Origin of the sequence: Pseudomonas frederiksbergensis (assembly GCF_003732275.1) — a bacterium.
In the GTDB taxonomy this organism is placed as follows: Bacteria; Pseudomonadota; Gammaproteobacteria; order Pseudomonadales; family Pseudomonadaceae; genus Aquipseudomonas; species Aquipseudomonas frederiksbergensis_H.
Window position 1 is genome coordinate 65,411 of sequence record NZ_MOBM01000004.1, and the last position, 12,488, is coordinate 77,898.

The following is a 12,488-nucleotide window of genomic DNA, read 5'->3' on the forward strand; positions in this document are numbered from 1 at the left end:
TAAACGTCATAAATAGGGGAAGAGCCTTCAAGCTCTTCCCCTATTTTGTATCTGGAGTCTGTACATGGAAAACCTGGATGCGCTCGTCTCTCAAGCACTAGAGGCTGTGCAAAGCGCTGAAGATATCAATGCCCTGGAGCAAATCCGGGTTCACTACCTTGGCAAAAAGGGCGAATTGACTCAGGTGATGAAGACCCTGGGGAATTTGCCGGCAGAAGAGCGTCCGCAAGTCGGCGCGCTGATCAACGTTGCCAAGGAGCGTGTCACAGAGGTTCTCAATGCCCGCAAGGCACTGTTTGAAGAGGCCGACCTGGCCGCCAAACTGTCTGCCGAGTCCATTGACGTGACCCTGCCTGGCCGTGGCCAGACCTCCGGTGGTCTGCATCCGGTTACTCGCACTCTGGAACGTATCGAACAGTTCTTCACCCACATCGGCTACGGCATCGCCGAAGGCCCTGAGGTCGAAGACGACTATCACAACTTCGAGGCGCTCAACATCCCAGGCCATCACCCGGCCCGGTCGATGCATGACACCTTCTATTTCAATGCCAACATGTTGCTGCGCACCCATACCTCGCCGGTACAGGTCCGCACCATGGAATCGAAACAGCCGCCGATCCGCATCGTCTGCCCAGGCCGTGTGTACCGTAGCGACTCCGATATCACTCACTCCCCGATGTTCCACCAGGTCGAAGGCCTGCTGGTCGATCGCGATATCAATTTCGCCGACCTGAAAGGCACCATCGAAGAGTTCCTGCGCGTGTTCTTCGAAAAAGAACTGGCCGTGCGTTTCCGTCCTTCGTACTTCCCGTTCACCGAGCCATCCGCTGAAGTCGACATGGAATGCGTGATGTGCAGCGGTAAAGGTTGCCGCGTCTGCAAACAGACTGGCTGGCTGGAAGTGATGGGCTGCGGCATGGTTCACCCGAATGTGCTGCGCATGTCCGGGATCGACCCGGAAGAGTTTTCGGGCTTTGCCTTCGGCATGGGCGTTGAGCGTCTGGCCATGCTGCGTTACGGCGTAAACGACTTGCGTCTGTTCTTCGACAACGACTTGCGGTTCCTCGCGCAATTTCGCTAGTCGTAACGAATTCTTAGGAGAGCAGGATGAAATTCAGTGAACAATGGCTGCGTGGCTGGGTAAGCCCGCAGGTAAGTCGCGACGAGTTGGTTGCTCGTCTGTCGATGGCCGGTCTTGAGGTCGATAGCGTTACGCCGGCCGCCGGCGAATTCAGTGGCGTGGTCGTGGGCGAGGTGCTGAGCACCGAGCAACACCCGGACGCCGACAAGTTGCGTGTTTGCCAGGTCAGCAGTGGCTCGGAGACTTTCCAGGTAGTGTGCGGTGCGCCAAACGTGCGCCCGGGCCTGAAGATTCCGTTCGCCATGATCGGTGCCGAACTACCAGGCGACTTCAAAATCAAGAAAGCCAAGCTGCGTGGCGTTGAATCCAACGGCATGCTGTGCTCCCAGGCCGAGCTGCAAATCGGCGAAGGCAACGATGGCCTGATGGAATTGCCGGCCGATGCGCCGGTCGGTCAGGACATTCGTGAGTACCTGAGCCTTGACGACGCCAGCATCGAGGTCGATCTGACTCCGAACCGCGGTGACTGCCTGTCGCTGGCCGGTCTGGCCCGCGAAGTCGGCGCGCTTTATGCTGCCCCGGTCGTGCGCCCGGTGATTGCCAGCGTTCCGGCCGTGCATGATGAAGTGCGTTCGATTGAAGTACTGGCACCGGCCGCGTGCCCGCGTTACCTGGGTCGCGTGATCCGTAACGTCGACCTGTCCAAGCCTACGCCGCTGTGGATGGTCGAGCGTCTGCGTCGTGCCGACGTGCGCAGCATCGACGCCGCCGTCGACATCACCAACTATGTGATGCTGGAACTGGGTCAACCGCTGCACGCGTTCGACCTCGCCGAAATCAATGGCGGCATCCGCGTACGCATGGCTGAAGAAGGCGAGAAGCTGGTTCTGCTTGATGGTCAGGAAGTCAGCCTGCGTAGCGATACGCTGGTGATTGCAGACCACACCCGTGCCTTGGCTATCGCCGGCGTCATGGGTGGCGAGCACAGCGGCGTCAACACCGCGACCACTCGCGATATTTTCCTGGAAAGCGCGTTCTTCGACCAGATTGCTGTCGCTGGCAAGGCTCGTTCCTACGGCCTGCACACCGATGCCTCGCACCGCTACGAGCGTGGCGTGGATTGGCAACTGGCCCGTGAAGCCATGGAACGTGCCACTGGCCTGCTGCTGGACATCACTGGTGGTGACGCGGGTCCGATTATCGAGACCGTCAGCGAGCAGCACCTGCCATCAATCGCGCCGATCACCCTGCGTGCCCAGCGCATTACTCAGATGCTGGGTATGGAAATGGATTCGGCCGAAGTCGAGCGTCTGCTCAGCGCCTTGGGCCTGACCATTTCTGCCGATGGGGCAGGGCAGTGGCGCGTTGAAGTGCCAAGCTTCCGTTTCGATATCAGCCTGGAAGTCGACCTGATCGAAGAGCTGGCCCGTCTGTACGGTTACAACCGTCTGCCGGTTCGCTACCCGCAAGCCCGTCTGGCGCCGCAAGCCAAGGCCGAAGCGCGCAGTGATCTGCCTGAACTGCGTCGCCTGCTGGTGGCTCGTGGTTATCAGGAAGCGATCACTTACAGCTTCATCGATCCGAAACAATTCGAGTTGTTTAATCCGGGTGTCGAGCCGCTGCTGCTGGCCAACCCGATTTCCAACGACATGGCTGCCATGCGTTCGTCCCTGTGGCCTGGTCTGGTCAAGGCGCTTCAGCACAACCTGAACCGTCAACAGGATCGCGTCCGTCTGTTCGAAAGCGGCCTGCGCTTCGTCGGTCAGCTGGAAGGCCTGAAGCAAGAGCCGATGCTGGCAGGTGTGGTGTGCGGTAGCCGTCTGCCGGAAGGCTGGGCACAAGGTCGCGATGTCGTGGATTTCTTCGACGTCAAAGCCGATGTGGAAGCGGTACTGGGCTTTGCCGGTGCACTGGATTCGTTCACATTCGTACCGGGCAAACACCCTGCGTTGCACCCGGGTCAAACCGCGCGCATCGAACGTGAAGGCCGTTTGGTAGGTTTCGTTGGCGCGATTCACCCTGAATTGTCGAAAACCCTCGGTCTCGACCGTCCGGTCTTTGTTTTCGAGCTGGTTCTGGCCGAAGTGGCTTCGGGCAAAATGCCTAAATTCCAGGAGTTATCGCGCTTTCCTGAAGTGCGTCGTGACCTTGCACTGCTGGCGGATAAAGACGTTGCGGCCACAGCTGTGCTGGACGTAATCCGTGAAAATGCAGGTGAATGGCTGACAGACCTCAGGTTATTTGACGTGTATCAGGGTAAAGGCATTGATCCGCATAGAAAAAGCCTTGCAGTTGGCTTGACCTGGCAGCATCCATCGCGCACTCTTAATGACGATGAGGTGAATACCACGACGCAAAACATCCTCACCTCGCTCGAACAAAGGTTGAACGCCACGTTAAGGAAGTGACGTATGGGGGCTTTGACGAAAGCTGAGATGGCGGAACGTCTGTATGAAGAGCTGGGCCTGAACAAGCGGGAGGCCAAGGAATTGGTCGAACTGTTTTTTGAAGAAATCAGGCACGCTCTTGAAGACAACGAACAAGTCAAATTGTCCGGTTTCGGCAATTTCGACCTTCGGGACAAACGCCAGCGGCCTGGCCGCAATCCGAAAACGGGAGAAGAAATCCCGATCACGGCTCGCCGTGTGGTCACCTTTCGTCCAGGGCAGAAGTTGAAGGCCCGAGTTGAGGCTTATGCTGGAACCAAGTCATAACGACGAGCTACCCGTCATCCCGGGCAAACGCTACTTCACCATTGGTGAAGTCAGCGAGCTATGTGCGGTAAAACCGCACGTGCTGCGCTACTGGGAGCAGGAGTTTCCTCAACTCAACCCCGTCAAACGCCGCGGAAACCGCCGGTATTATCAGCGCCAGGACGTGCTGATGATCCGGCAGATCCGCGCGCTTCTTTACGATCAGGGGTTTACCATCGGCGGCGCACGCTTGCGTTTGTCCGGCGATGAAGCCAAAGACGACACCACCCAATACAAACAAATGATCCGCCAGATGATCGCCGAGCTTGAAGATGTTCTGGTGGTGCTCAAGAAATAAATTCCTGCTTTTAAATACTTCCAGTTTTCAAAAGCTTGCGATATATTCTTGAGCGTTCCTCGAGATGAGGAACAGGTTTCACGCCTAGTCGGGGCGTAGCGCAGTCCGGTAGCGCACTAGCATGGGGTGCTAGGGGTCGAGTGTTCGAATCACTCCGTCCCGACCATATTTTTCAATGACTTAGGCCAATGTTCACAGCATTGGCCTTTTTCATGTGCGTGACATTTGCGTGACTTCTCGATTTTTCACGCCTGTTTCCTCTCCAAGTCTCCAAGATTGTCAGCGCCGGTTCACGCGAATCGGCTGCTGATACCATGTTGGCAACTGGTGCTGCCGTTCTTGTGCTGAGCAAAGCTTTCCGGTCTTCCTCGGTCACACAGCGGCATGCAAGCCCCTACCGAAAGAACGCTTGAGGTTGTGAATGCGGATTCTCAAAAGTCCGTCATGCGCTGGCCTCAAGTACTTTTCCTGGCACTTCTTCGCCGCCCTGATCCACGCCTTCTCCGAGGCCGAGTCATTCATGCAGTGAACTGTCATTTCATTTTCCTCGCCATCCACTCTCCGCTGTTTGCCTAGGGCGTGGAAGGGAGAGCGGGTGGTATTGGACGACTGAAGAGGGCGGGAGAACAAAAAAGAGCAGATGGCCGGACCTATTAGGCACTGGTGATCCAGGGTGCCTAAGTACCCTGGAACCAGTCGATGCCGGAAATGGTGCAGGCTGCGGCGCCGCTCTCGAGTTTGGCCTGCGACACCTTTGTTTTGCCTGCATTGATCTTTGAGTTGGCCACAACGTTGGAGATAGGCACAACTCTTACACGGTAGACAGCGGCAGGCTCTGATCCTCTTGCCAGTATCGGCTAAATGGTCATTTTTTTGATCCGGGCGCTGAGGGGATCGCACGGCTTGAACCTTCTCAAATGAGGTGCAATCAAACGAGTACAGCGTCAGGTTCTGCCTGTCTGGAGATAATCAAATGAAACGCACAACTGCATTAATTCTGGTGGTATTAGCAACCCTGCTGCTCGGTGGCTGCTGGCCGTATTGGCATGACCGTGATGGTCATCGACATGATCATGGTCGCTACCATGGTGGTGGTCAGGAATACCACCGGTATTAGCATGTAGGAGAGCCAGGATGGACTGCCATGCTTGATCACTTGCAGAGCGCCGTTTTGTTGATGGAAGGAGGCCTGTACTCAACCCAAGTTACAAAAAGAACGCTGCTGACCCTGCGACAGGGTCAGGCATGCATGCTGCTCAGATACTCAAATAACTTGGTCGCTTCCGGGGCCAGTGGTGTCTGACTGTTGGCCCCCACGAACAAGGTGCGGTAAGCCCAGTCATCACTCAAATCGACAGCAACCAGGCGGGTACCGAGCAATTCGGCACGCACGGATGACAACGGCAAGATCCCGATACCCAAGCCTGCTTCGATCATGCGACAGATGCCGTCGAAGCTGCTGACCTGAATTCGAACCTTGAGGATCTTGCCCGCACTCACGGCGGCATCGGTGATTCTGCGTAGCAACGAACTTCCTTGGTTAAGCGCCACATAATCAAAGTCAAGCGTATCGGCGAAGGACACGCTGCGCTCACTGGCCAGTTCATGGCCGACGGGCACCAGGAGCACGAGTCGGTCATCAGGGTAGGGCAGTTTGTACAGGCCCTCAGCCGGTACGTTATCGGCAAAAATGCCGATATCGGCACGCCCGTTCTCCACGGCTTGAATAATGGGTTCGCTGAGTGCTTCTTCCAGCCATGGGTGCAGCTCCTGGGTTCGGGCCGACGGCACCTGTTTTTCCAGGCCGGCGACATGGTCGGGAATCGGGTGCAGGTCCAGGCGTTTGCTTGTCCTGCGTCATCGCGAGCAAAACGGCGGTTTCTTGTTGAGTACTTGTGGCATGGATCATCGACACAACACGTAGGTGTATCAGATTCGCTTGCTCTCATTGTATGAACGACTGCGAGATTGATCACGCATGCCCTTTTGGCGGTATTGCCAGTGAGTATGAATAACATGAGCGATCACAATTAAAGCGATCAATGCCATGACGATGTAAAGCGTAATCAGGCCAGCACCTTCGTGCGAGAACATTGTGGGTTACTCCTGTACTCACTATGTCGGAACCTGCAGACTAGACGCATCGAATAATGTTTTCGATGAACGTATGTTCATCCTCGGGTGCGTCAATTGTGCTATGGCGAGATTCGCCAAACTGGTCGATTTCAGATGTCTTGGCTGACTCCTCACGGTAGCATCTGCAACCATCGCTCAATATATCCGCAGAAAAACCTACATGATCACTACAAATTTCTTAGACTGACAAACAAACAGCGTATTTTTTTCTGGAATATGCAGAGTGACTCCGTAGGTCCCTGGCGCTAACGACGAAGTATCTAAAATGAAATTAAACCCAGAATTAGTTAGTTCCTTGTTGTTGTACGCCTTAGCTATATCAGGGCGGTCAATTCGCACAGGATCCTTGGTAATTATTGGTTCGCCTTTTGCGCCAGTTAATTGAATTTGCAGATCTTGCGCTGTAATGTGTTTGGACTCGTTAAACGCCCAGCCATTGATTTCAACTCTACCCGGCTTAACATATACAATAGCGTCAGGTTTGCCGGCAATGAAATCCACGAAGCATTTATCCGTGCCGTACTTGGTTACGGTTTTGTTTTCAACGTTATCGTTGCAGCCTGATAGAAATACCGCTGTCATAGCCATAAAGCCCACCGCACTGATCTTGTTCATAATTTCCTGTTGATTGTCGAAGTCTGAAAGCGGCTCATTCTACGTCAACCCATTCAATTTGGCTGTCTTTTAGGATGGACTTTCGATCCCGCTAGGGAATGTAAAAGGAGGTCGTATGAATGCTCTGATAGCTCGATATAAAGCAGCGATCAAAATGTCGACGGGATTACTGGCAGGACTGATCTTCAGCGCCGCGTGGTTCTGGCAAGCCAACGCCTACGGCAAGGTAATCGCCACGAACGAAGCCAACCGCCATGCTGATCTTGCGTTGATCGCCAACGCTGGCTCCGCTCAAACTCGTCAGGCGCTCGAAAAGTAGCAGCGCGCCGAGCAGGCCCGACTGCATCAGGATGACCTGACAGCTATCAGTAATGCGGCCGCCGCCCAAGTACGTGCCGATCAGGACAAGCGCCTGGCGCTCGTGCAGCGTTTATCGGTCAGCGATCAAACCCACTACAAGGAACTGAACGATGCTCAAACCAATCAGGCTCGCCTGCGCGATCGCCTTGCCACTTCTGATCTGCGGCTGTCAGTCCTCCTTACCGAGGATCCAGCCAGTGGCTGTTCAGTGCCAGCCGGTACCGAAACCAGCAGCGTGGTTCATGGAGGGGCGCGCGCCCGACTTGAGCCAACGCATGCTCAGCGAATTGTCGGCATCACCGACGACGGCGATCAAGGACTGATCGCTCTGGCGGCTTGCCAGACCTACGTGCGCAATAGGGCAGGCACTATTGGTCTTACCTCGGGTAGGTAAACGGTGGCAAACTCCGATCAGGCCGGGGAGGGCCGTCAATTATGAAGATTCTGCTTTTAACTGGGCTCGTGCTGGCTTTGGTGGGTTGCGCAAACCACCCGCTCGACTGTGCGACCGGCCTCATTGCTTGGGATGACTGTCTCCCGGGAACAAAAGGCTACGAGATTCGGCAGCAGAGCCTTAAAAATCTGTCGGCCGCCAGGGCGGAGAAGAGCGCTACAGATGACGCCGTTTGCCAATCGTACGGTGCCAAGCCGGGGAGTGGCGCCTACGTAAATTGCAGGGTTCAGCGGGACAAATAGCATTTCAGATCGGTCTGATCAGGCTCGCGCCCTGGTTGTGCACATTGCCAATGGCTGCGCTGACCTTGAACCATTCGAAGACCTCGGATGGCTCTCCCTGTTGAATCATCATATGCTCGGCGCGCTCCTTGGGTGTGGCCGGATCGAGCCATTCCCGTGCCACCTCGGGCGCCAGTGTTACCGGGCGTCGATCGTGAATGTCCACCATGCCGCCTGCCGAATCGGCAGTGATGATCACGAAACCGTCATACTCGCTGGGTGCGTGGTCACCGGTCGTAAACTGGCCGATAGCAGCGCAAAGGATAGGTGAGCCGTCCCGATGCCGGATCAAATAGGGCTGCTTCTTCGGCCCGCCCTCATCGACCCACTCAAACCAGTTGTTGATGGGTGTGATGGCGCGGTGTGGCCAGGTCGCCCGGTAGAATGGGCTATGCGCTACCTTTTCGACTCTGCCGTTTGGTTTCGCTGGCTGATCGGTTGCCCAATGCGGTCGCCAACACCACCTGACCAGATCGGCGCGCAGCGTGTCGCCCTCCTGGCGAAAGAGGGCGACCCTTGTTGTGGGTGCGATGTTGTATTGCTCGAGCGGCTGGTCGCCAACGGTGTTGACCAGAGCATTGGGCATGCTCAGCGCCGCCACGAAGTCGTGGATACCCCGGTACTGCGAAAGTCGTCCGCACATGGCTCAACCCTCAAGCTGAATCCTAAATTTAGACGATCGTTTTCGGGCGATCTATGAGGCCGTCCAGTCAAAACGTGGGTGACAGTTATTGGCCTTGATCCAACCATGTACGGTACTCACACGCTACGGAGAACCAAGGCATCATTGATCTATCGCAGGACGAAGAACCTGAGAGCTGTCCAACTCCTGCTAGGTCATACGAAGCTTGAAAGCGCCGTCAGATACCTGGATGCCCTAGAAATGGCGGAACAGACGGAGGTCTGATCATCCATAGTGACGGTCGATGTAGACCGTCGCTATCCGACCCTAAGCTGACGCTGAATAACTTGCAGTTGCGCCAACACTGTTCGATAAGCATCATCAGAATTCGACATAAGGAAACGTCCCGTGCCAAAACCAATACTTCATTTAATGTCTGGCAAAATTGCATCCGGCAAATCAACGCTGGCTCGGTCTCTGGCGGCCGAGCAGTTGGCGATTTTGCTTAGTGAAGATTATTGGCTCTCACGGCTCTATCCGGACCAAATCAAGTCAGTGGCCGATTACGTGAGGCTTGCGCATCAGATTCGGGAAGTTGTGGGCCCGCTTGTCACCGATGTGCTAAATGCCGGCGTAAGCGTGGTTCTGGATTTTCCTGCCAATACGCCTGAGGACCGCCAATGGTTGCGCGGCTTGGCTGACGCAGTCGAGGTTTCCCACTGCGTCCACTACATCGAGGTGGACGATGATACTTGCCGAGGCCGGTTGCATCTTCGCAATGGCCGCGCAGAGCATGAGTTTGCAGCAACCGACGCGGAGTTCGATTTGATCACAAGCTACTTTCGGACACCCGAGGAGCAGGAGGGGCTCCAGATTAAAATTCACCGTCTCTGACGGCCAGTAATCGCTAAGGTAATGAGGTATCTGGAAGGTCTGCTATTGGCCGATTCTGTTGAAAAAGTCGGCCATGGTTTGCGCATCAGAAAAGTACGCGTCCGAGATTGAATCTGTGCTTTGAGCAGAAGGTTCAGGACTCGGATTTCACGTAGCAGCGTGCAAAAAAGGGGTTTTCCCCCATCAATATTCGAGCGTTTTGGGTAAACCGACTTTTTCAACAGAATCGGACGAGAGCAACCCGCGAGGTTCCGCAGTTTTATCCGACTGTTAACTGGTCATTCCCAGCCCAGTTTTCTGTAGGAGATCTTGTCTTGTTCGGGAAAGTCCGTCAGGTATTCGCCCCACTGCATGTGCGCATAATATTTAGTCATCGCTTCGAAATGACTTTCAGCCTCGACCTCCCAAACAAGCTTCGCTTCCGAATGCATAAGCGCACGCGCACCATCACCTTGAGCACCGGCTAGACAAAAGGTCTGACAGCCATCAGGTTCCTGCCAAAGTTCATGATTCATATTCGAGGTTCTGTTGTTAAGGTCGTTATGGTGCCCGAACTCTGATGGACCGGCCGTTATGGATCGGATCTGTATAAGAGACTGAATCCGAACGCCGACTTTTTCAACAGAATCGACCCAAAACAGGCTTTCGTGAAAGGCCGTTTTGGGCCATCCGCTGGCGCCCAACACCTACGCTCAAGGGAGTTTCCAGGCGGCGTCGAGTCGATGGGAAGGAAAGCTCGCAGGCTGCTCATGGCACTGGTGCTGAGAATAGCGTTTCAGCAGCGATAGAGCAGGGTGTCGAGTCTGATTCAAACTTGCTCTTCAGTCGCGCTCTGGCTGTTGTCGTCCCGTGGCGAGCGTCCGAAATACGCCTTGTAGGCGCGGCTGAAAGAAGCCTCGGACTCGTAGCCAATCGCGAATCCCACCTCGCCGATGCGGCTGTTGTGCCTGGCCAGCATCGTTTTTGCCAGGGTCAGTCGCCATTCATTCTGGTAACGCAGCGGTGAGCGCCCCACCAGCGCGCTGAACCGATCGCAGAAGCTTGACCGTGACATGCCGGCAATTGTGGCGAGTGCATCGATGCGCCATTGTTGCCCGGGCTTTTCATGGATGGCTCTGAGGGTTCGAGCGATGCGCTCGTCGGACAACCCCCCTAGCCAGCCTGAGGCCATGCCGTGCTGAACCCAGGTTCGCAGGATGCGAATGACGGTGAGATCAATGAGGCGCGAAATCATCAGCGCGCCTCCAGGCTGCGTGTCATTGGCCTCGATGAGCATGAAATGCAGGATACCTTCTGCCCACGCTGCGGCGTCGGCTTGCTTGATATGGATCAGCCACGGCAAGGCGAACAGCATGGCCTGGAAGCTGCTGGCATCGAACCAGAATCGACAGATGACGAGCGACGCAGGTCCCTTGGAGACGGTGATGCTCAACGATGACGGGTCGTGGGGCAGCAGCAGGATGTCGCCCTGTTCGATCGTTTGGACCTGCCCGTCAGCGCCTTCGATGTGGAGCTGTCCCTTTTGCAGGACGCAGATGTGCGAGCTTTTTTCGTCCAGCTTCAGGCGTTGACCCAAACCCTGCGTGGTGGAGTAGACGCGGTCCCCGGTCAGACGAATCTGCGCTAATACCTGCGAGAGCAGATCCCCTGTGGCCAGCCCCTCTAACTGCATCTCTGGACGAATGGTCAAGTCTTCGAGTAGATCCGTCATATCAGTCCGGCCACGCCTTCAATAGTCTGAACCCCGGAATCATAACGCTTTCACGCGGTTGATCGGCAACGCAACAACGTTCGCTGCGTTATGTACATCATCCAATCAAAAAAGGAATAGTCGAATGTTCGGGATCTCTGCCCTTGGCTGGGTACACACCCTCGCAAGCCTGCCAGCCATTCCCTTGGCTGCCTACATGTTCATCAAGCACGGGCGCATCGTGCCAAGGTCGCGGGCCGGCCTTGCCTATTTCGTCTCGATGCTGATCGGCGGCTTTACTGTGTTTCTGGTGGCTCATCAACCGATCAGTCCTGTGATCGGGGCGGTCACGATCGTGCTGTTGCTCGCCGGTTACGGAGTCGGCTTTGTTGTCTGGCTGGGCCGCGCAAGGGTGTACCTTGAAACTATCCTTTTGAGCTTGACGGCGTTCCTCCTGATGGTCCCGACCGTCTCGGAGACGTTGCGTCGAGTCCCCGATGGACACCCCTTCGTCACTGACCCGAATTCGCCATTGCTCAAAGGTGCGCTGGGTTTTATAGCCCTTGCGCTTGTTGTTGGCGTGGCGGCTCAGGTGTTCGCTCTGCGAAAAGACGGCGCACGCCTGCGCAAAATCGTCCCACTCAGCGGTCCGTCAGCATCCCGCTAGGCCAAAGCGTCGCGCTTGGCGAAGATGCTTGCCATTTGCGCCGCGTGCATCGGGGGGCGGCCTGGTGCGCGGCACACTCGGGGCGGCCTTGATAATGCTCTTTCTGGGACGACCTTATGGAGCGTTCCTTAACGGGGTAAGGAAGCTGTTTGGCTTGCCTCCGGGTGGCGATAAGCCAATGTCGCTGAACAGCTAAGTGACCGCAATCGGCAACAGTCCTTCGCGAAAAGCAGAAAACGGCCGATTCTGTTGAAAAAGTCGGTTTACCCAAAACGCTCGAATATTGATGGGGGAAAACCCCTTTTTTGCACGCTGCTACGTGAAATCCGAGTCCTGAACCTTCTGCTCAAAGCACAGATTCAATCTCGGACGCGTACTTTTCTGATGCGCAAACCATGGCCGACTTTTTCAACAGAATCGGCTAGAAGCAATGGGATGGACTCCTTCTCATGGTTGACTGTGGATCGCACCTTCAGTCTGGCACTCAAGATGCCGAGGTGAGGAGGAGTCCATATACGGACACTGGGTATGGATTGCAGATCTCGTACAGACACTACTCAAGGGGCTATGCAGACCTGTTCGAACCACGCGGCAAAGGTTGGCGATAGCTGTCATGCCGTCCACTTCCGTCCAAAAG

At 55.6% G+C, this 12,488-nt stretch carries 13 protein-coding genes, 1 tRNA gene and 4 pseudogenes; 11 read left to right on the forward strand and 7 right to left on the reverse strand.

The features are described 5' to 3' along the window. Positions 1-64: 64 nt before the first annotated feature. The 5 genes from pheS to BK662_RS02275 all read left to right on the forward strand — a co-directional run bounded on the left by pheS (position 65) and on the right by BK662_RS02275 (position 4,298). Complete coding sequence (gene pheS / locus BK662_RS02255; protein WP_007905876.1) at positions 65-1,081, forward strand: phenylalanine--tRNA ligase subunit alpha; 1,017 nt, start codon at positions 65-67, stop codon at positions 1,079-1,081. A 26-nt stretch (positions 1,082-1,107) separates the two neighbouring features. Continuing rightward, positions 1,108-3,489 (forward strand): phenylalanine--tRNA ligase subunit beta, encoded by a 2,382-nt coding sequence (gene pheT / locus BK662_RS02260; RefSeq protein WP_123356354.1) that lies wholly within the window; start codon positions 1,108-1,110, stop codon positions 3,487-3,489. Positions 3,490-3,492: 3 nt separating this feature from the next. Further along, positions 3,493-3,795, forward strand: a complete 303-nt coding sequence (ihfA, locus tag BK662_RS02265) for an integration host factor subunit alpha (protein WP_002553164.1) — start codon at positions 3,493-3,495, stop codon at positions 3,793-3,795. Next, entirely contained in the window at positions 3,776-4,132 is a 357-nt protein-coding gene (locus tag BK662_RS02270; RefSeq protein WP_003179985.1) for a MerR family transcriptional regulator, read from the forward strand. Before ihfA ends, BK662_RS02270 begins: the two co-directional genes overlap by 20 nt. Before the next feature lie 89 nt (positions 4,133-4,221). Beyond that, a tRNA-Pro gene (locus tag BK662_RS02275) sits at positions 4,222-4,298 on the forward strand. 6 nt (positions 4,299-4,304) lie between these two features. Here BK662_RS02275 and BK662_RS35095 read toward each other — a convergent pair. Further along, positions 4,305-4,663 (reverse strand): annotated as a pseudogene (locus BK662_RS35095) (hypothetical protein); the annotation flags it as partial. 442 nt (positions 4,664-5,105) lie between these two features. Here BK662_RS35095 and BK662_RS34715 point away from each other — a divergent pair. Further along, a complete protein-coding gene (locus BK662_RS34715) occupies positions 5,106-5,249 on the forward strand; it encodes a hypothetical protein (RefSeq protein WP_185047063.1) in 144 nt (47 codons plus the stop codon). Between the two features lie 122 nt (positions 5,250-5,371). On the opposite strand, the pseudogene BK662_RS02285 reads toward BK662_RS34715, so the two are convergent. The 3 genes and pseudogenes from BK662_RS02285 to BK662_RS02290 form a co-directional block, all read right to left on the reverse strand. Further along, a pseudogene (locus BK662_RS02285) lies at positions 5,372-5,890 on the reverse strand (LysR substrate-binding domain-containing protein); the annotation flags it as partial. Between the two features lie 171 nt (positions 5,891-6,061). Next, positions 6,062-6,226 carry a hypothetical protein gene (locus tag BK662_RS34720; protein WP_185047064.1) on the reverse strand — a complete coding sequence of 55 codons (165 nt, stop codon included), beginning with the start codon at positions 6,224-6,226 and terminating at the stop codon, positions 6,062-6,064. Between the two features lie 198 nt (positions 6,227-6,424). Further along, positions 6,425-6,883: a hypothetical protein gene (locus tag BK662_RS02290; protein WP_123356355.1), complete on the reverse strand. Its 459-nt coding sequence runs from the start codon at positions 6,881-6,883 to the stop codon at positions 6,425-6,427. A 115-nt stretch (positions 6,884-6,998) separates the two neighbouring features. Between BK662_RS02290 and BK662_RS02295 the strand changes: the two genes are divergently transcribed. Together BK662_RS02295 and BK662_RS02300 are read left to right on the forward strand one after the other, a co-directional pair. Continuing rightward, positions 6,999-7,202, forward strand: coding sequence for a hypothetical protein (locus BK662_RS02295; RefSeq protein ID WP_123356357.1), 204 nt, complete (start codon positions 6,999-7,001; stop codon positions 7,200-7,202). Then, positions 7,203-7,637 (forward strand): annotated as a pseudogene (locus BK662_RS02300) (lysis system i-spanin subunit Rz); the annotation flags it as partial. It lies immediately after the preceding gene. A gap of 306 nt (positions 7,638-7,943) precedes the next feature. Here BK662_RS02300 and BK662_RS02310 read toward each other — a convergent pair. Then, positions 7,944-8,621, reverse strand: a complete 678-nt coding sequence (locus BK662_RS02310; protein ID WP_123356363.1) for an SOS response-associated peptidase family protein — start codon at positions 8,619-8,621, stop codon at positions 7,944-7,946. Between the two features lie 60 nt (positions 8,622-8,681). Here BK662_RS02310 and BK662_RS02315 point away from each other — a divergent pair. Beyond that, positions 8,682-8,885, forward strand: a pseudogene (locus BK662_RS02315) (tyrosine-type recombinase/integrase); the annotation flags it as partial. Positions 8,886-9,008: 123 nt separating this feature from the next. Next, entirely contained in the window at positions 9,009-9,494 is a 486-nt protein-coding gene (locus tag BK662_RS02320; RefSeq protein ID WP_123356365.1) for a P-loop nucleotide/nucleoside kinase family protein, read from the forward strand. A 278-nt stretch (positions 9,495-9,772) separates the two neighbouring features. On the opposite strand, the gene BK662_RS02325 is transcribed toward BK662_RS02320, so the two are convergent. After that, the gene (locus BK662_RS02325; RefSeq protein WP_123356565.1) at positions 9,773-10,009 is read right to left on the reverse strand and encodes a hypothetical protein; all 237 of its coding nucleotides are present in this window, start codon (positions 10,007-10,009) and stop codon (positions 9,773-9,775) included. A 293-nt stretch (positions 10,010-10,302) separates the two neighbouring features. Then, entirely contained in the window at positions 10,303-11,205 is a 903-nt protein-coding gene (locus BK662_RS02330; RefSeq protein WP_123356367.1) for an AraC family transcriptional regulator, read from the reverse strand. Between the two features lie 124 nt (positions 11,206-11,329). On the opposite strand from BK662_RS02330, the gene BK662_RS02335 reads away from it, so the two are divergent. After that, positions 11,330-11,851 (forward strand): hypothetical protein, encoded by a 522-nt coding sequence (locus BK662_RS02335; protein ID WP_123356369.1) that lies wholly within the window; start codon positions 11,330-11,332, stop codon positions 11,849-11,851. The last annotated feature ends 637 nt before the right edge of the window (positions 11,852-12,488 follow it).

What these genes read in the sequence shown, in the direction of transcription:
- pheS (WP_007905876.1), top strand. Translation starts at nt 65, where the DNA reads ATGGAAAACCTGGATGCGCTCGTCTCTCAAGCACTAGAGGCTGTGCAA.
- pheT (WP_123356354.1), top strand. Translation starts at nt 1,108, where the DNA reads ATGAAATTCAGTGAACAATGGCTGCGTGGCTGGGTAAGCCCGCAGGTA.
- ihfA (WP_002553164.1), top strand. Translation starts at nt 3,493, where the DNA reads ATGGGGGCTTTGACGAAAGCTGAGATGGCGGAACGTCTGTATGAAGAG.
- BK662_RS02270 (WP_003179985.1), top strand. Translation starts at nt 3,776, where the DNA reads ATGCTGGAACCAAGTCATAACGACGAGCTACCCGTCATCCCGGGCAAA.
- BK662_RS34715 (WP_185047063.1), top strand. Translation starts at nt 5,106, where the DNA reads ATGAAACGCACAACTGCATTAATTCTGGTGGTATTAGCAACCCTGCTG.
- BK662_RS34720 (WP_185047064.1), bottom strand. Translation starts at nt 6,226, where the DNA reads ATGTTCTCGCACGAAGGTGCTGGCCTGATTACGCTTTACATCGTCATG.
- BK662_RS02290 (WP_123356355.1), bottom strand. Translation starts at nt 6,883, where the DNA reads ATGAACAAGATCAGTGCGGTGGGCTTTATGGCTATGACAGCGGTATTT.
- BK662_RS02295 (WP_123356357.1), top strand. Translation starts at nt 6,999, where the DNA reads ATGAATGCTCTGATAGCTCGATATAAAGCAGCGATCAAAATGTCGACG.
- BK662_RS02310 (WP_123356363.1), bottom strand. Translation starts at nt 8,621, where the DNA reads ATGTGCGGACGACTTTCGCAGTACCGGGGTATCCACGACTTCGTGGCG.
- BK662_RS02325 (WP_123356565.1), bottom strand. Translation starts at nt 10,009, where the DNA reads ATGAATCATGAACTTTGGCAGGAACCTGATGGCTGTCAGACCTTTTGT.
- BK662_RS02330 (WP_123356367.1), bottom strand. Translation starts at nt 11,205, where the DNA reads ATGACGGATCTACTCGAAGACTTGACCATTCGTCCAGAGATGCAGTTA.
- BK662_RS02335 (WP_123356369.1), top strand. Translation starts at nt 11,330, where the DNA reads ATGTTCGGGATCTCTGCCCTTGGCTGGGTACACACCCTCGCAAGCCTG.